Here is a 16,296-nt window from a genome sequence, read left to right on the forward strand (position 1 = left end):
CGGCTACCCCGCCTGATTCCACCGCACTTCGGTGCGCATCATTCCCAGTCCGCGAATTCACCGCTCGCAACCTCCGAGCGCTGACCGCTGGTGTCCGGTCGTCAGCGCTCAGGTGTTCGTTGCGAGGCGGTTGCATGCGACCGGTGCGGCGATCCGATTACCTTTCGCGCTCCTCGCTGCGGCGAGGGCGTTCCTGATCAGGAGTAGAACAAGATGGCCGACACGGCTCAGAACAGCTACCGCACCAGGCCCGCGCACATCGCGTTCATGTCGATTCCGGCGCACGGGCACGTGAACCCGGGCCTCGGGCTGGTCGCCGAACTGGTGGCCCGCGGGCACCGCGTCACGTACGCGACGACCGATGACTTCGCGACGCAGGTGGCGGAGGCCGGCGCGACGCCGGTCCGCTACACCTCGATGCTGCCGGGCCCATCGGCGGAGACGCAGGAATGGCCGGAAGAACAGGTCGCGGCCCAGGAGATGTTCCTCGAAGAGATGATGGCCGTGGTGCCGCAGCTCGAACAGGCGTACGCGGCCGACCGGCCGGACCTCATCGTGTACGACATCGCGGCCTTCCATGCGCTCGTGCTGTCGGAGAAGTGGCAGGTGCCCCGCCTCCAGCTGTCTCCGACCCACGTGTACTTCGAGGGTGTTGAGGAGACCTTCGGCATTGAGCTGTCGCCGGAGGCCCTCGCGGTGCGGGCGAAGTACGACGAGTACTTCGCCCAGCAGGGCACCGGACTGGTCTTCCACGACGTGGAGGCGTCGAACCGCTGCGTCGTGACCATTCCCCGCTCCTTCCAGTACTTCGGGGAACGGGTCGTGGATTCCTACACCTTCGTGGGGCCGATGCTGACCGAGCGCGCGTTCCAGGGCGATTGGCAGGCTCCGGACTCCCGTCCGGTGCTCGTGATCTCCCTGGGCTCGGCCTACAACGGCCGGGTGGAGTTCTACCGCAAGTGCATGCGCGCGTTCGCCGACCTCGACTGGCACGTGGTGATGTCGGTGGGGCGGTCGACCGATCCGGCGGAACTCGGCGAGATTCCGCCGAATTTCGACGTGCGCCAATGGATTCCGCAGTTGCGGGTGTTGTCGCAGGCGAGCGCGTTCATCACGCACGCGGGCATGGGCGGCACCATGGAGGGCCTCTACCACGAGGTGCCGCTGATCGCGGTTCCGCAGGCGGCCGACCAGTTCTTGAACGCGGCCAGGATCGAAGAGCTCCAGCTGGGCACGCAGGTCGACTGCGAGTCGGTGACCCCGGAGCAGCTGCGGGCCGCTTTGGAGCAGGTCACCTCGAGTGAGGTGATCCGGCTGCGGTTGAAGGAGATGCGGCGGGAAATCCTGGAATCCGGCGGCCTGCGGCGGGCCGCCGAAGTCGCCGAGTCCCTGCTCTGACGAGAGCGGTCGAGGTGGGCTGCCGGGCCATCGGGCAGCCCACCATCCGCCGCCGGGCGACGAGCCAGGGTGGTGTCGCGTTCCGCGAAGCCCGCTCCCGGTGTCGAGCCGCTGCTCGGTCTCGGCCGGGCAATGCAAGCCCGCAATCCCGCAGCACGTTCACGGCGGGGGCTCCCGGCGGCCCAGTCCTTCTGCGAGTGGTCCACCTGCGGGTGAAACCGGCGATCGGTCCTCCTCGCCGACCCGGTACCGCACGCCGGGCGCGAAGTGAATCTTGGAATTCGCTGTTCCGGTAGCTATACCTGAGGGCACGCGTTGCCGGGAGGAGCGCGGACGTGCCCGAAACGAGGTGGACGTGATGACTGGGACGATCAGGGGGATTCGGACCTACGACATCCGGTTCCCCACCTCCCGCGAGCTGGACGGTTCGGACGCGATGAACCCGGACCCGGACTACTCGGCGTCCTACGTCGTGATCGACACCGATGCGCCGGACGAGGTCGAGGGGCACGGCTTCGCCTTCACCATCGGCCGCGGCAACGACGTGCAGACCGCCGCGATCAAGGCCCTGGAACCGGCCCTGATCGGCCGGGACCTCCAGCACACCCTGGACGACCTCGGCGGCATGTGGCGAGAGCTGGTGCACGATTCCCAGCTGCGCTGGCTGGGCCCGGAGAAGGGCGTGGTGCACATGGCGATCGCCGCCGTGATCAACGCCCTGTGGGACCTGAAGGCCAAGAGGGCCGGCAAGCCGCTGTGGCAGCTGCTCGCCGAGCTGACGCCGGAACAGCTGGTCGACCTCGTCGACTTCCGGTATCTCAGCGATGCCCTGACCCCGGACGAAGCGCTGGACATCCTGCGCCGGGCCGAGCCGGGGCGCGCCGCCCGTGCGGCGGAGCTCCGCGAAGGCGGTTACCCGGCGTACACCACGACGCCGGGATGGCTCGGATACTCCGACGAGAAGCTGCGCAGGCTCTGCCGGGAGGCGGTCGACCTGGGGTTCCGGCAGCTGAAGCTCAAGGTCGGTGCGGACCTCGCGGACGACGTCCGCCGGATGCGGATCGCCCGCGAGGAGGTCGGTCCGGACATCCGTATCGCCGTCGACGCCAACCAGCGCTGGGACGTGGGGGCCGCGATCGACTGGATCCGGGAACTCGCGCCGTTCGACCCGTGGTGGGTGGAGGAGCCGACCAGCCCGGACGACGTGCTCGGCCACGCGGCCATCGCGCAGGCGGTCGCCCCGGTCCGGGTCGCCACCGGCGAGCACGTGGCGAACCGGGTGGTGTTCAAGCAGCTGTTGCAGGCGAACGCCCTGTCCTACCTGCAACTGGACGCCGCGCGGGTGGCCGGTGTCAACGAGAACGTGGCGATCTTGTTGCTCGCGGCGAAGTTCGGGGTGCCGGTGTGCCCGCACGCGGGCGGGGTGGGCCTGTGCGAGCTGGTGCAGCACCTGGCCATGTTCGACTTCGTCGCGGTGTCGGGGTCGATGGATGACCGGGTCATCGAGTACGTCGATCACCTGCACGAGCACTTCGTCGATCCGGTGACGATCCGCGGCGGCAACTACCTGGCACCGGACCGCCCCGGGTTCTCCGCACAGCTGCGACCGGAAACGCTGGTCGAGTACGCGTATCCCGACGGCCCGGTGTGGACGTCGAACGGGAGGGGACGGATGCATGAGTGAATTCGCCGGACGGACCGCCGTCGTCACCGGGGCCGGTTCGGGCATCGGGCTGGCGGTTGCCACCGAGCTGGCCGCGCGCGGAGCCTCCGTCGCCGCCCTGGACCTCGATCCCTCCGGCGCGCCGGCGGACGTGCTGGGGTTGCGCTGCGACGTGACGGACGAGGAGTCGGTGTCCGCCGCCGTCGAGCAGGTCGTGCAGCGGCTCGGCGGCGTGGACGTCCTGGTCAACAACGCCGGAATCGGTGCCCAGGGCACCGTCGAGGCCAATGCCTACGACGAGTGGAACCGGGTCTTCGACGTCAACGTCCTGGGCATCGTGCGCACGACCCGGGCATGCCTGCCGCACCTGCGCCGGTCCTCGGCCGCGGCGATCGTGAACACCTGCTCGATCGCGGCCACCGCAGGACTGCCCAACCGGGCGCTCTACAGCGCGAGCAAGGGGGCGGTGCTGTCGCTGACCATGGCGATGGCCGCCGACCACGTGGCGGAGGGAATCCGCGTCAACTGCATCAACCCGGGCACCGTCGACACCCCGTGGGTGCGCCGGCTGCTCGAGGCGGCCGACGATCCGGAGGTGGAGCTGCGCGCGTTGCAGGCCCGCCAGCCCACCGGCCGGCTCGTGTCGGCGGCCGAGGTCGCGGGGGCCGTCGCCTACCTCGCCGGTCCGGCGGCCGGGGCGACCACCGGCACGGCGCTCGCCGTGGACGGCGGGATGCAGGGCCTGCGCCTGCGGAAGAGCTGAGGGGAAGCCGGAGATGCAGCGAATCGCCTTGCACACCAAGCTGAAACCCGGCAAGGAAGCGGAGTACGAGCAGGTGCACGCGGTGATCCCGGCGGACCTGGATGCGGCTCTCCGCGCCGCGGGCGTGCACAGCTGGCGGATCTGGCGCGACGGCCAGGACCTGTTCCACGTCGTGGAGGTCGAGGACTACCAGGCGATGCGGCATGCGCTGCGCGACCACCCGGCGAACGTCGCCTGGCAGGCCACGATGTCCGAGCTGCTGGCCGTCGAGGACGATTACTCGGGCACCGACACCGGCCTGACGCAGGTGTGGGAGCTGCCCGGGAGCGGGGGCGCATGAAGTCCGTTCGGCTGGGCGGATCGGCGGTTTCGGTCTCGGCGCTCGGATTCGGCGGCGCGGTGATCGGCAACCTCTACCGCGCGGTGGACGAGGACACCGCGTTCGGAGCGGTGGATGCGGCGTGGCGTGCGGGCATCCGCTTCTTCGACACCGCCCCGCACTACGGGCTCGGGCTGGCCGAGCGCCGACTCGGCCGGGCCCTCGCCGGGCGGCCGCGCGACGAGTTGGTCGTGTCGACCAAGGTCGGCAGGCTGCTCGTGCCCGATCCGCGCGGCTCGGCGCGGCGGGACGACGCGGGCTTCGACGTTCCCGCCGACCACCGGAGGGTGTGGGACTTCAGCGCGGACGGGGTGCGGCGTTCGCTGGATGCCAGCCTGCACCGGCTCGGCCTGGACCGGATCGACGTCGTGCTGATCCACGACCCGGACGACCACTGGGAACAGGCCGTCGGCGGGGCGTACCCGGCCCTGCACGAGCTCCGGTCGCAGGGCGTGATCGGTGCGATCGGCGTCGGCATGAACCAGTGGCGGATGCTGGAGCGGTTCGCCGCCGAAACCGACGTCGATGCGGTGATGCTGGCGGGCCGGTACACCTTGCTCGAACAGTCCGCAGTGGACACCATGCTGCCGACGTGCCTCCGGCGCAACGTATCGGTGCTCGCGGCCGGCGTCTTCAACGGCGGGGTGCTGGCCACCGACGAGCCCGGCCCGGAAGCGATGTACGACTACGCCCCGGCCGCGCCGGAGGTGCGGGATCGCGTGGCGCGGATGGCCGAGGTGATCCACCGGCACGGCGCGAGCGTGCCGCAGGTCGCGATGGCTTTCGTCGCTTCGCACCCGGCGGTCGCGAGCGTCGTGGTGGGCGCTCGAACCGCGTCGGAGGTCCGTGGCAACGCCGAACTGTTCGGCCGCGCGGTCCCGGCCGAGCTCTGGGGCGACCTGATCGCGGAGGGCCTGCTGCGCTCCGATTCGGTGCTTCCGGTTTGACGACACCGGGCTGATGCGAATTCCGGGTTATTCATTTGACCTCGAGCGCGGTGGAGGTTCTAGCTTGGGAAGTGATCATCGAACGCTCTGAGGGGATTTCTTCATGACCGTGTTGGTAACCGGTGCGACGGGGAATGTAGGGCGGCGCGTGGTGGATCGCCTGCTGGCCGCTGGGACTCAGGTGCGGGCGTTGACCAGGCGCCCTGAATCGGCCGGGCTGCCGAGTGATGTCGAGGTGTTCCAGGGCGACCTCGCCGATTCGGATGCGCTGGCGAAGGCGCTGGCCGGGGTCGACAGCGTGTTCCTGTTCCCGGTGCCCGAAGGGATCGAGGCGTTCGTCGAGCGGGCGAAGGCGGCCGGTGTCCGTCGTGTCGTCGTGTTGTCGTCGAAGGCGGTGGAGTTCGCCGACGGCAACGCGATCGGCGAGCGGCACCGGGTGATCGAGGAAGCCGTGGAAGCAGGCGGCTTCGAGTGGACGTTCCTGCGACCCGGCGCGTTCGCGACCAACACCCTCGCCTGGGCCGGCTCGATCCGCGCCGAAGGAGTCGTCCGCGAGCCGTTCGTCGATGCCCAGCAGACGCCGATCCACGAGGACGACATCGCGGCGGTGGCGGAGACCGCCTTGCTGGAGGACGGGCACGCCGGAGCGGCCTACGCGCTGAGCGGGCCGGAGGCGCTCACGGTGCGCGAGCAGGTGCAGGCGATCAGCGCCGCGATCGGCCGCGAGATCGGGCTTGAGGAGCAGACGCTGGAGCAGGCCCGCGCGCACATGGTCGCCGAAGGCGTGCCGGAAGCCATCGTCGACGCACTGCTCTCCTACGGGGCGCGGAACGTCGAGAACGCGGAGCCGCCGGTGCGGACGGTTGAGCAGGTGACCGGACGCCCGGCACGCACGTTCGCCCAGTGGGCGGTCGACCACGCGGACGACTTCCGTTGATGCGGCCCGGAAAACCGGTCGCCGATGGAGTTCCGGAACGCCTAATCTCCTGATATGGCGATTGTTTCGGTTCCTTACCACCTCGACGAGCGGTTGCCGGAGCCCGGCCTCCCGCTGCCATCCTCCGCCACGACGGTGGAGATACCGCTGCCGGACGGCGACGTGTGGCAGCGCCTCGGCGCGCTGTACTCCGTTGCCGTCGACGAGGTTGCCCGGGTCGCCGGCCGAGGCGAGGTGCCGACCGTGGTCTCCGGGGACTGCATGGTGTCGCTCGCCGTGCTCGCCGGACTGCAGCGGGCGGGAACCGACGCGGCGATCGTCTGGTTCGACGCGCACGGCGACGTGCAGACCGTCGAGACCACGGAATCCGGTTACGTGGGCGGGATGCCGCTGCGGATAGCGGTCGGCTACCGCCCCGAGCTGATCGCGGACCGGCTCGGGCTCCGCCCGCTGCCGGAGGACCGTGCGCTGCTGGTGGACGCCCGGGACCTGGACGAGGCGGAGGTCGAGTACCTGGCGACCTCGGACATCGCGCGGTGCGAGGTCGATGAGATCACCGAGGACGTCCTGCCGGACGGGCCGCTGCTCCTGCACATCGACGTGGACGTGATCGACACCGCCGAGTTGCCCGGCATGAGCTTCCCGGTCGGCGGTGGGCCGTCGCGTTCGGCGGTGCTCAACGCGATCCGGCGGATCATGGCCACCGGGAGGGTCCGGGCATTCGACGTCGCCTGCACCTGGCGGCCCGACGAACAGCACGGCGAAGCCAGGGCGCGAGTCCTGGCAGACCTGTTGGCGGCGAGCGAAGCGCCGCACTAGGTCTTTCGCCGGAACAGCAACGATCTTCGCCCGAGCGCGGCCAGCCGCACCCGGGAGAGCCACACCGCCACGTCGCGACGCGTCGCCCCTCGACCGGCGCGCGGCGGTGCCATGAGCCGGGTGGTGCGTTCGGCACGCACCACCCGGCCGCAAACCCATCCGGCAGGGCAGCCGCGAACCGGGGTCTCGGTGCGGTCGCCGTCGGCCCGGATACGGCCCGCCGACCGTTGATTTCTCACTCCGGGTGTTCGGTCGCTTACTGCCTGCTCATCGGCCATTTGGCCCCGGAGTGGGATTCGTCACTCGGTCCCGATACGCTGTTTTCCCAGCGGAGAAGGGCAATCGGACATCACACGCGCCCATCTCGGATTTGCTGCCAGGCGTGGCGCGACCATTCAGCGGTTCCGGACGCCGCACGGGAATGTGGCACCGTCGATGCGAGCACAGCGATGCGCACGCAGATGTGAGGAGGAAGATGAACAGCAGGAAAGCGTCCGCGCTGGCCGTGGCGGCTCTGGTCGCGGGCGGCGTGCTGACCGGCGGGGTGGCCACCGCGCAGGCCGCGGGCGGCAGTCCGAGCCCTTGCCGGGCGAGCGCCAAGGCGTGCGTGAGCCTGTCGACCAACCAGGCCTGGCTCCAGAAGGACGGAAGCACCAGCTACGGCCCGGTGCCGATCACCAGCGGCAAGCCGGGTTCGGAGACCCCGACGGGCATCCACCGGGTGCAGTGGAAGGACGCCGACCACCGCAGCCGGGAGTTCAACAACGCGCCGATGCCGAACTCGGTGTTCTTCACCCAGACCGGCGTCGCGTTCCACGAGGGCAGCCTCCGGGCCAAGTCCAACGGCTGCGTGCACCTGTCGACAACGGCGGCGAAGCGGTTCTTCGACTACCTGAACCCGGGCGACGAGGTCCAGGTCGTCCCCTGACGGCCCGCATCCGCGGCATCCTGCCGAGCGAACGCCTCTGAAAGTCCGTTGTGGACAAGAAGCGTCGCCCACTGCGGAGGAACGTGAAGGTTCCGGGGGCAGGGCTCCCTCCATCGATCCGAAGGATGGGCAGGTTCGGGCAGCGGCGGTGAACCGGTCACGGTCCACGCTGTGGTGGACCGGCTCAACCAGCTCGTCCTGCCGCACTGAGTCGATCGTGCTTACGTCTCCGACCCCCGCTTCCCGGTGCGACTCTCCAGCAAGAATCAGCTGAATGCGCCGGGACGCGGGTGTTCCTGAGAAACCGCACTGCGGGCGGCCGCTGCTCGCCGCGAGGGTGGCTTGCGCTGCTGCAGCGTCCGCCGAACTTCCCTTCGCCCTTTCGCATGATCTCCGACTGCCGAAGCGCACTGCGCGCTCTGGAACAGGCCGCCCAGCCGAATAACTGGGTTCCAACGGATCTGCTCGCGAAGAACCCCTGCTACCAGGGAAGACTTCCCCGGTCTTCGCAGAGGTCGCGAGCGTTCGACCGCCGTCACCACCCCGGCCGGACGAGTTCGGGCGCACGCGTGTGATCGCGGGTGCGCCCTATGATCCACAGGGCCGCCAGAAGTCGCGTACCGAACCGGCTTGCTCCCTGCGCGCTTGACGAATTTGAGGAGCCTCGGTGACGGACCTCGCGGACTCGATCGAATCGATGGAACAGCTCGCGGTGGTCTGGCGCGACATGGTGCTCGACCGTGATCCGGGTGCCGATGTGAGAGACCTCCCGGGCATCGCCGTTCGCTGGGCCGACTGCCGGTTCCTCTTCTGGAACTGCATCACGTTGACCGAAGTCGGCGCGGACGCGGAACTCGTCGGGCAACGACTGGGCCAGGCAGCGGACATCATGCGCTCGAAGCAGTACCCGGGCTTCCTGTGGATCTTCGAGGGCCTCCTCGCCGATGACGCACGCGCGGCGCTGAGTGAAGTAGCCGAGCGAGTGGGCCTGGAGCACGCCTTCCCCGGAACCGGCATGGCCGGAGATCTGCTCCCCATTCCCGAGCCCAGCCACCCCGACCTGACATTCGTGCGCGTGACCACCGACGAACAGCTGCGCACCTACGCAGATCTCAACTCGCGTGCCTACGGATTCCCCTTGGAGGACGGCCGCGACGGGCTCGTCGGCTCGACGCTGTGGAAGAACCAGGTGCACGCCTACCTGGGCCTGCGAGACGGCGTGCCGGTGACGTGCGCTGCAGCCGTGGAAGCAGCAGGCCGTCTCTTCGTCGTGCTCGTCGCCACCGCCCCGGAGTGGGAGCGCAGGGGATACGGCGAGGCGGTGACGCGGAAGGCGCTGCACGAGGGCGGCCGGGCCACCGGACTGACCCGCACCACCCTGCACGCGACCGTCGCCGGGGCACCTGTGTACCCGCGGATCGGCTTCAACCCGAACTCGCCGATGCACTTCTACAGCCTGAAGAACTGATCCCAGCCGCGGTGCGACGCCGCGCCTTGCGTTCCGGACATGTGCGATCCTCGGCGAAGCCCAAGTGCGCCAGGCAGGCTCGGGGCTGTGTACCTGTTTACGACGGTCGATAGGAAAGTCTGATGCTCGTCCGCCGCGTCTACATCCCCGAAACGCAACGCCCGGAGTCGTTGGACACCTGGCCGTACACGGTGCCGTGCGTCGCAGAACTCGCCGAGCGCGGCCTGACCTTCACCGCACCGGTGACCATGCTCGTCGGCGAGAACGGGTCCGGGAAGTCGACGTTGGTCGAGGCGATCGCGGAGGGCTTCAAGCTCGATTCGCACGGCGGACGGGCCGGCCGCAAGTACGTCAACGACCGGCCCAGGACTCCGCTCGGGGACGTGCTCAAGCTGGAGACCACCCCGATCGGTAGCCGGATGCTGACCGGGCCGAGGTCGCGGCGCAAGGGTTTCTTCCTGCGCGCCGAGACCGCGTTCGGGCTGCTGAACACCGTGAGCGGCGTGTACGGCTATTGGGATGAGGACACCTCGACCATGTCCCACGGCGAGGGGTTCCTGACGGTGTTCGGGGCGATGTTCCAGGACCGCGGGTTCTACGTCATGGACGAGCCCGAGGCCGCGCTGTCCTTCGAGTCCTGCCTGAAGCTGGTCGGGTTGATGCACGAGCTCGGCAACTCCGGCGCGCAGATCGTCTGCGCGACGCACTCGCCGATCCTGGCCGCCACGCCCGGCGCGGACATCATCGAGGTGGGCGAGCACGGAACCCGCCGCGTGAAGTGGAACGAGCTCGACCTGGTCGACCACTGGCGCCGGTACCTGGCCGATCCCGGCCTCTACCTGCGGCACATCACCGAATGACCCGGCACCCCGACGAATGTGGGGCGCGTCGCTGCCGGAGAGCATCCGCCGGAATCATGGCCGTCCGAGGACCGGGTAGGCGCGCTCGATCGCCGCGAGCGCAGTGACCATGCCTGGGATGTCCGTCTGGTCCAGCCCGGCGATGGTGAACGACAGGCTGTTGCCCGACCCCATGTCATCGTCGAGCTCTCCTGCCACGGACAACGAGCCGTTCGGCAGGCACCGCACTGTCAGCGCGATCCAGTTCTCCATCGAAACGAGCACCGCCTCGCCGCGCAACCGTCGGTCCAGCCGCTCCAGCCCGAGCCGGAACTCCCGGAGCTCATCGACTCGCAGCGCAGCGCCGATCTGGACCGTGCACCCGCCCAGCCGGGCCGAAACGGGACTGACCAGCCAGTTGCCGTCCCAGTAGTCGTCGCACTCGGGGTGCATCCTGCCCAGCACCCGGACGGCCAGGTGATCACCTTCGGCTCGTCCGACGACCAGCTCGGGACGTTCGGTCACGCCGAAGATCCTGCCACCGCCGCGCCGCAGGCGGGAAAGCTTTCCAGACGCGCACCTTCGAGGACGAAGTCGTCCCCACGGCTGGCGAAGGAACGCTCGCACTGCGGCGGCGTGACCCGTCACCAAGCTCATCTGCAAGGTGCCGGTCACGCCGCCGCGGTGCTGCTCGCCCGAAAGCGCCTGTCCTACTGCCGAGAAGGGCTCACTCGACCCAGTCGAAGGTCTTGGTGACCGCCTTCTGCCACTGGTGGTACTGCTTTTCGCGGAGTTCCGCCGGCATCGCCGGATCCCACTGCTTGTCCTTGGCCCAGTTCGAGCGGATGTCCTCCTCGCTGGACCAGAAGCCGACCGCGAGACCCGCCGCGTAGGCCGCGCCGAGCGCCGTGGTCTCGGCGACCACCGGGCGGATCACCGGGACGCCGAGGATGTCGGCCTGGAACTGCATCAGCAGTTCGTTCTGCACCATGCCGCCGTCGACCTTCAGCGACTTCAGCGGGACGCCGGAGTCGGCGTTCATCGCCTCGATCACCTCGCGGGTCTGGAACGCCGTCGCTTCCAGCACCGCGCGGGCCAGGTGGCCGCGGTTGACGTAGCGGGTGAGGCCGACGATCGCGCCGCGCGCGTCGGAGCGCCAGTGCGGGGCGAACAGCCCGGAGAACGCGGGCACGAAGTACGCGCCGCCGTTGTCGTCGACGGAGCGCGCGAGCTGCTCGATCTCCGGGGCCGTGCCGATGATGCCCAGGTTGTCCCGCAGCCACTGCACCAAGGAGCCGGTGACGGCGATGGAACCTTCCAGGCAGTAGACCGTTTCCCGGCTTCCGATCTTGTAGCCGACCGTGGTCAGCAGGCCGTTCTCGCTGATCACGCGCTCCGTGCCGGTGTTGAGCAGCACGAAGTTGCCGGTGCCGTAGGTGTTCTTGGCTTCGCCGGGCGACAGGCACGCCTGCCCGAAGGTCGCGGCCTGCTGATCGCCGAGGATGCCGGAGATCGGGATTCCCGCGAACACGCCGCGCTCCCGGAACTTGCCGTACACCTCCGACGAGGACCGGATCTCGGGCAGCATCGCCATCGGCACGCCGATCTCGGCGCAGATGTCGGCGTCCCACTCGAGCCGTTCCAGGTCCATCAGCAGCGTGCGGGACGCGTTGGTCGGGTCGGTGATGTGCAGGCCGCCGTCCGGGCCACCGGTGCAGTTCCACAGCACCCAGGTGTCCATGTTGCCGAACAGCAGCTCGCCCTTCTCGGCGCGCTCCCGGGCACCGTCCACATTGTCCAGGATCCACTTCACCTTGGGACCGGAGAAGTAGGTGGCCAGCGGCAGGCCGGTCTTGCTCTGGTACCGGTTCTGACCGCCCTCGCCGGCGGCCAGCTCGCCGACGATCTCGTCGGTGCGCGTGTCCTGCCAGACGATCGCGTTGTAGACCGGCTTGCCGGTGGCCTTCTCCCACACCACGGTGGTTTCTCGCTGGTTGGTGATGCCGCAGGCCGCGATGTCCGAGGACACCAGGTCGACCTTGGCCAGCGCGCCCGCGCAGACCTGCCGGGTGTTGGCCCAGATCTCGTTCGGGTCGTGCTCGACCCAGCCTGCCTTCGGGAAGATCTGCCGGTGTTCAATCTGGTCGACCGAAACGACCCGGCCGGAGTGGTCGAAGATCATGCACCGCGTCGAGGTGGTTCCCTGGTCGATGGCGGCGACGTACGAGGACATCTCGTTCTACCTTCCTAAGTGGACCGTTCGGTCAGCTGATGGGGAGGGCCAGGGCCAGCAGACCGGCCAGCACACCGCCGATGATCGGGCCCGCGATCGGAATCCAGGAGTAGCCCCAGTCGGCCGAGCCCTTGCCGCGGATCGGCAGGATCGCGTAGGCGATGCGCGGCCCGAGGTCGCGAGCCGGGTTGATGGCGTACCCGGTCGGGCCGCCGAGCGAGTTGCCGATGCCGATCACGATGAAGGCGACCGCGGCGTAGCCGAGCGCGGAGTTGCCGAACGACGGCACGCCGGGAGTTTCACCGACACCCGCCTGCGGGCTGAGGATGATCCAGAAGACCAGCACGAACGTGCCGATGATCTCGGTGACGAGGTTCCACGGAGCGTTCGGCACGGTCGGGCTGGTGGAGAAGATTCCGAGCGTGTTGGCCGGGTCGTCGTGGGTGTCGAACTGCAGCTTGTAGGCGGCCCAGCACAGGATCGCGCCCAGCGTGCCGCCGACGAGTTGCGCTGCGATGTAGACCGGGACCTCGGACCACGGCGTCTGGCCGTTCACCGCGAGCCCGAGGGTCACTGCCGGGTTGATGTGCGCGTTGGACGGCGCGGCGACGCTCGCGCCCGCGAAAACCGCGAAGCCCCAACCGAAGTTGACGAGCAGGAATCCGCCTTCGTAGCCGCGGTTCTTGCGCAGCACGGTGTTTGCGACGACACCGCAACCTAGCAGGGTGAGAATCGCCGTCCCCATCATCTCCCAGAGGAAGATCTCACCAAAGCTCATGCTGCCGTTCCCCTCTTAATGCCGCCGTTGGCAAAGGCGGGTTCGCTGACTGTCCGAGATGGAATGGATCGGGACGGTACTGCCGCATAGCAACACGTGTCCATGCCTGCCGCCACTCGTGGCAACAGGTTGGTCTGAACCGCCTAGTCCCACGTCTCGGCTGGTAGTAGCGGATGCCCGAACCGTCGATCGGTGATCTCGATCGACCGGTGGCGCGGGCCCGGTGGACGGCCCGCGACGGGGGCGTACCCCGGGCATCGTTGCGCATGGCAAGTCACATTAGACTTGTGAAAACAAACGTTGCAAGACGGTTCCGATGGTGTTTTTATCGAACTAGGTGATGACACCGCGCCTGCTCGGCGGTCGCGCCAGGCTGGTGTCAGCCGCGCACCGGTCGGCCGGAGCGCGATGACCAGGGATTTTGGAGGACGACGATGTCCGCTCGACGCCCGTCCGGGAAACAGCAGGACCGGCGGCGCAAGATCACCGAGCTGGTCATGGCGGAGGGCACCATGCGGATCGACGACCTCGTCGAGACCGTCGGCGCCAGCGCGATGACGGTGTACCGCGATCTCGCCGACCTGGAGTCCCAGGGCTTGGTGCATCGCAACCGCGGTTATGTCTCGGCGGCCTCGTCACTGCTCTACGAGGCCGCGTCGGAATACCGGTTGCAGCAGAACACCTCGGAGAAGGAGGAGATCGCGCAGGCCGCGGCGGAACTGATCGAGCCGGGGCAGGCGCTGGTGCTCGACGACTCGACGACCGGCGTGTACCTGGCCCGGCTGCTGCCGGAACGCGCGCCGCTGACCGTCGTCACCAACCACCGCGGGGTGTTCGGCGAACTGGCCGGCGCGTCGGGCATCAGCCTGATCTGCGTGGGCGGCGACTACCTGCCGTGGGCCGACGCGTTCGTCGGCGGGATGGCGTTGGACGCGCTGCGGAACCTGCGCGTCGATCTGGCGATCATGTCGGTCTCCGCCGTGACCGACGGGATTTGCTGCTACCCGCAACAGGAAATGGTGCAGATCAAGAAAGCCATGCTGGCCTCGGCGCGGCGTCGCGTGCTCTACGTCGACCACACCAAGTTCCGGCGGCGGGCGCTGCACGCGGTCGCTCCGGTCGAGGACTTCGACGTCGTGATCGTGGATTCGCAGACGACGAGCGCCGATATCGAGGTGCTGCGCGACCGCGGCGCGCGGGTCGAGCAGGCGGGAAATGCGCGGAGTGCCGTGCCGAGCACGAAGGGTGCAGGTCGGGCATGATGACCACCGCAGGACGGACTGGCGCCGAGTCCGGTTCCGCGTCGGCGGGGTGGTCAGCGGTGGGACGCGATTCGAGCGAGGAGGACGCCTGGTGTCCAAGGACAAAATCGAAATCGACAGCCGGTTGAAGGGCACGTTGGGCCCGGCGGAGCGGGCGGAGAACTGGCGTCGGCTCGGTTCCGACGAGTTCGACGTGGTGGTGATCGGCGGTGGCGTGGTCGGCGCGGGCGCGGCGCTGGACGCGGCGACCCGCGGGCTGCGGGTGGCGCTGGTGGAGGCGCGCGACCTGGCGGCCGGCACCTCCAGCCGTTCCAGCAAGCTGTTCCACGGTGGACTCCGCTACCTGGAGCAGCTGGAGTTCTCGCTGGTTCGCGAGGCGCTTCGGGAGCGCGAGCTGATGCTCACCCGGATCGCGCCGCACCTGGTGAAGCCGGTCCCCTTCCTGTACCCGCTGACCCGCCGGATCTGGGAGCGCCCCTACACCGCCGCGGGCCTCTTCCTCTACGACACGATGGGCGGCGCCCGCTCCGTACCGGGGCAGAAGCACCTTTCCCGCGCGGGCGCGCTGCGGATGGTGCCGGCGCTGAAGCGCAACGCGATGATCGGCGGGATCCGCTACTACGACGCCCAGGCCGACGACGCCCGGCACACCATGATGGTGGCCCGCACCGCCGCCCGCTACGGCGCCGTGATCACGACGTCCACCCAGGTCACCGGTTTCCTGCGGGAGGCCGACCGGGTCGCCGGCGTCCGGGTGCGCGACGTGGAGTCCGGTGACGAGGTCGAGGTCCGCGCGCAGGCCGTGATCAACGCGACCGGCGTCTGGACCGACGAGCTGCAGAAGCTCTCCGGCGGGCGCGGCCGGTTCCGGGTCCGCTCCAGCAAGGGCGTGCACATCGTGGTGCCCCGCGACCGGATCGTCGCCGAGGCCGGGATGATCCTGCGCACCGAGAAGTCGGTGCTGTTCGTCATCCCGTGGGGAAACCACTGGATCGTCGGCACCACCGACACCGACTGGCACCTCGACCTGGCGCACCCGGCGGCCACCAAGGCCGACATCGACTACCTGCTGGAACACGTCAACTCGGTGCTGGCGACGCCGCTGACCCACGACGACATCGAAGGCGTGTACGCGGGACTGCGGCCGCTGCTGGCCGGCGAGAGCGAGGAAACCTCGAAGCTGTCCCGGGAACACGCGGTCGCACGCGTCGCGCCCGGGCTGGTGGCGATCGCCGGCGGCAAGTACACGACGTACCGGGTCATGGCGGCCGACGCCGTCGACGCCATCGCGCCGGACGTCACCGGGCGGATGGCGTCGTCGATCACCGACCGGGTCCCGCTGCTCGGTGCCGACGGGTACCACGCGCTGGTCAACCAGGCCGATCAGCTGGCCGCCGCGCATGGCTTGCACCCGTACCGCATCCGGCACCTGCTGGACCGCTTCGGTTCGGAGATCCACGACGTGCTCGCCCTCGGCGACGACCGGCCCGAGTTGCTCAAGCCGATTCCGGCGGCGCCGAACTACCTGCAGGCCGAGGTGGTTTACGCGTGCAGCCACGAAGGCGCGCTGCACCTGGAGGACGTGCTGACCCGGCGCACCCGGATCTCCATCGAGTACGCGCACCGCGGCGTGGACTGCGCGGAACCGGTCGCGCGGCTGATGGGGGAGGTGCTCGGCTGGGACGACGCGCGCGTCGCCCGCGAGGTCGAGGTCTACACGAAGCGGGTCGAGGCGGAGCGGGATTCGCAGACGCAGCCCGACGACCAGGCGGCCGACGCGAAGCGTTCGGCGGCACCGGAAGCGCGCGAGCGCATCATCGAACCAGTGGTGTGAGGACGTATTCGGCTCGGTGAGTCCCTTGGGGTGCTTGTCATCCCGAGG

At 69.1% G+C, this 16,296-nt stretch carries 15 protein-coding genes; 12 read left to right on the forward strand and 3 right to left on the reverse strand.

What is annotated here, in order from left to right; genetic code table 11:
• The first annotated feature begins 213 nt into the window (after window positions 1-213).
• The 10 genes from AB0H93_RS36090 to AB0H93_RS36135 all read left to right on the forward strand — a co-directional run bounded on the left by AB0H93_RS36090 (window position 214) and on the right by AB0H93_RS36135 (window position 10,162).
• Window positions 214-1,398: a macrolide family glycosyltransferase gene (locus AB0H93_RS36090; RefSeq protein WP_358579422.1), complete on the forward strand. Its 1,185-nt coding sequence runs from the start codon at window positions 214-216 to the stop codon at window positions 1,396-1,398.
• Between the two features lie 358 nt (window positions 1,399-1,756).
• The gene (locus AB0H93_RS36095) at window positions 1,757-3,082 is read left to right on the forward strand and encodes an L-fuconate dehydratase (RefSeq protein WP_358579424.1); all 1,326 of its coding nucleotides are present in this window, start codon (window positions 1,757-1,759) and stop codon (window positions 3,080-3,082) included.
• The gene (locus tag AB0H93_RS36100) at window positions 3,075-3,824 is read left to right on the forward strand and encodes an SDR family oxidoreductase (RefSeq protein WP_358579426.1); all 750 of its coding nucleotides are present in this window, start codon (window positions 3,075-3,077) and stop codon (window positions 3,822-3,824) included. Before AB0H93_RS36095 ends, AB0H93_RS36100 begins: the two co-directional genes overlap by 8 nt.
• Before the next feature lie 13 nt (window positions 3,825-3,837).
• On the forward strand, window positions 3,838-4,164 hold the full coding sequence (locus AB0H93_RS36105) for an L-rhamnose mutarotase (protein ID WP_358579428.1): 327 nt from the start codon (window positions 3,838-3,840) through the stop codon (window positions 4,162-4,164).
• The gene (locus tag AB0H93_RS36110) at window positions 4,161-5,150 is read left to right on the forward strand and encodes an aldo/keto reductase (RefSeq protein ID WP_358579430.1); all 990 of its coding nucleotides are present in this window, start codon (window positions 4,161-4,163) and stop codon (window positions 5,148-5,150) included. The genes AB0H93_RS36105 and AB0H93_RS36110 overlap by 4 nt, the downstream gene beginning before the upstream one ends.
• Before the next feature lie 103 nt (window positions 5,151-5,253).
• On the forward strand, window positions 5,254-6,087 hold the full coding sequence (locus tag AB0H93_RS36115; RefSeq protein ID WP_358579432.1) for an NAD(P)H-binding protein: 834 nt from the start codon (window positions 5,254-5,256) through the stop codon (window positions 6,085-6,087).
• A 54-nt stretch (window positions 6,088-6,141) separates the two neighbouring features.
• Window positions 6,142-6,906 (forward strand): arginase family protein, encoded by a 765-nt coding sequence (locus AB0H93_RS36120; RefSeq protein ID WP_358579434.1) that lies wholly within the window; start codon window positions 6,142-6,144, stop codon window positions 6,904-6,906.
• A gap of 475 nt (window positions 6,907-7,381) precedes the next feature.
• A complete protein-coding gene (locus AB0H93_RS36125; RefSeq protein ID WP_358579437.1) occupies window positions 7,382-7,834 on the forward strand; it encodes a L,D-transpeptidase in 453 nt (150 codons plus the stop codon).
• 667 nt (window positions 7,835-8,501) lie between these two features.
• Window positions 8,502-9,302 (forward strand): GNAT family N-acetyltransferase, encoded by an 801-nt coding sequence (locus AB0H93_RS36130; protein ID WP_358579439.1) that lies wholly within the window; start codon window positions 8,502-8,504, stop codon window positions 9,300-9,302.
• Window positions 9,303-9,424: 122 nt separating this feature from the next.
• Window positions 9,425-10,162 (forward strand): AAA family ATPase, encoded by a 738-nt coding sequence (locus AB0H93_RS36135; RefSeq protein WP_358579442.1) that lies wholly within the window; start codon window positions 9,425-9,427, stop codon window positions 10,160-10,162.
• A 54-nt stretch (window positions 10,163-10,216) separates the two neighbouring features.
• Here AB0H93_RS36135 and AB0H93_RS36140 read toward each other — a convergent pair whose 3' ends face one another.
• The 3 genes from AB0H93_RS36140 to AB0H93_RS36150 form a co-directional block, all read right to left on the reverse strand.
• Window positions 10,217-10,666, reverse strand: a complete 450-nt coding sequence (locus tag AB0H93_RS36140; RefSeq protein ID WP_358579444.1) for a hypothetical protein — start codon at window positions 10,664-10,666, stop codon at window positions 10,217-10,219.
• A gap of 202 nt (window positions 10,667-10,868) precedes the next feature.
• Window positions 10,869-12,374, reverse strand: a complete 1,506-nt coding sequence (glpK, locus tag AB0H93_RS36145) for a glycerol kinase GlpK (protein ID WP_358579446.1) — start codon at window positions 12,372-12,374, stop codon at window positions 10,869-10,871.
• 31 nt (window positions 12,375-12,405) lie between these two features.
• Window positions 12,406-13,152, reverse strand: a complete 747-nt coding sequence (locus tag AB0H93_RS36150) for an MIP/aquaporin family protein (RefSeq protein ID WP_358579448.1) — start codon at window positions 13,150-13,152, stop codon at window positions 12,406-12,408.
• 434 nt (window positions 13,153-13,586) lie between these two features.
• Here AB0H93_RS36150 and AB0H93_RS36155 point away from each other — a divergent pair, with 434 nt between their 5' ends.
• Window positions 13,587-14,414, forward strand: a complete 828-nt coding sequence (locus AB0H93_RS36155; protein WP_358579450.1) for a DeoR/GlpR family DNA-binding transcription regulator — start codon at window positions 13,587-13,589, stop codon at window positions 14,412-14,414.
• A gap of 106 nt (window positions 14,415-14,520) precedes the next feature.
• A complete protein-coding gene (gene glpD, locus AB0H93_RS36160) occupies window positions 14,521-16,248 on the forward strand; it encodes a glycerol-3-phosphate dehydrogenase (protein WP_358579512.1) in 1,728 nt (575 codons plus the stop codon).
• The last annotated feature ends 48 nt before the right edge of the window (window positions 16,249-16,296 follow it).

It is taken from the genome of Saccharopolyspora sp. NPDC050642, from assembly GCF_040654735.1.
Classification (GTDB): domain Bacteria; phylum Actinomycetota; class Actinomycetes; order Mycobacteriales; family Pseudonocardiaceae; genus Saccharopolyspora; species Saccharopolyspora elongata.

Excerpts from the sequence above, each read along its gene's own strand:
- AB0H93_RS36125 (WP_358579437.1), top strand. The coding sequence starts at position 7,382 with ATGAACAGCAGGAAAGCGTCCGCGCTGGCCGTGGCGGCTCTGGTCGCG.
- AB0H93_RS36100 (WP_358579426.1), top strand. The coding sequence starts at position 3,075 with ATGAGTGAATTCGCCGGACGGACCGCCGTCGTCACCGGGGCCGGTTCG.
- AB0H93_RS36150 (WP_358579448.1), bottom strand. The coding sequence starts at position 13,152 with ATGAGCTTTGGTGAGATCTTCCTCTGGGAGATGATGGGGACGGCGATT.
- AB0H93_RS36120 (WP_358579434.1), top strand. The coding sequence starts at position 6,142 with ATGGCGATTGTTTCGGTTCCTTACCACCTCGACGAGCGGTTGCCGGAG.
- AB0H93_RS36095 (WP_358579424.1), top strand. The coding sequence starts at position 1,757 with ATGACTGGGACGATCAGGGGGATTCGGACCTACGACATCCGGTTCCCC.
- AB0H93_RS36155 (WP_358579450.1), top strand. The coding sequence starts at position 13,587 with ATGTCCGCTCGACGCCCGTCCGGGAAACAGCAGGACCGGCGGCGCAAG.
- AB0H93_RS36135 (WP_358579442.1), top strand. The coding sequence starts at position 9,425 with ATGCTCGTCCGCCGCGTCTACATCCCCGAAACGCAACGCCCGGAGTCG.
- AB0H93_RS36105 (WP_358579428.1), top strand. The coding sequence starts at position 3,838 with ATGCAGCGAATCGCCTTGCACACCAAGCTGAAACCCGGCAAGGAAGCG.
- AB0H93_RS36115 (WP_358579432.1), top strand. The coding sequence starts at position 5,254 with ATGACCGTGTTGGTAACCGGTGCGACGGGGAATGTAGGGCGGCGCGTG.
- glpK (WP_358579446.1), bottom strand. The coding sequence starts at position 12,374 with ATGTCCTCGTACGTCGCCGCCATCGACCAGGGAACCACCTCGACGCGG.
- AB0H93_RS36110 (WP_358579430.1), top strand. The coding sequence starts at position 4,161 with ATGAAGTCCGTTCGGCTGGGCGGATCGGCGGTTTCGGTCTCGGCGCTC.
- AB0H93_RS36090 (WP_358579422.1), top strand. The coding sequence starts at position 214 with ATGGCCGACACGGCTCAGAACAGCTACCGCACCAGGCCCGCGCACATC.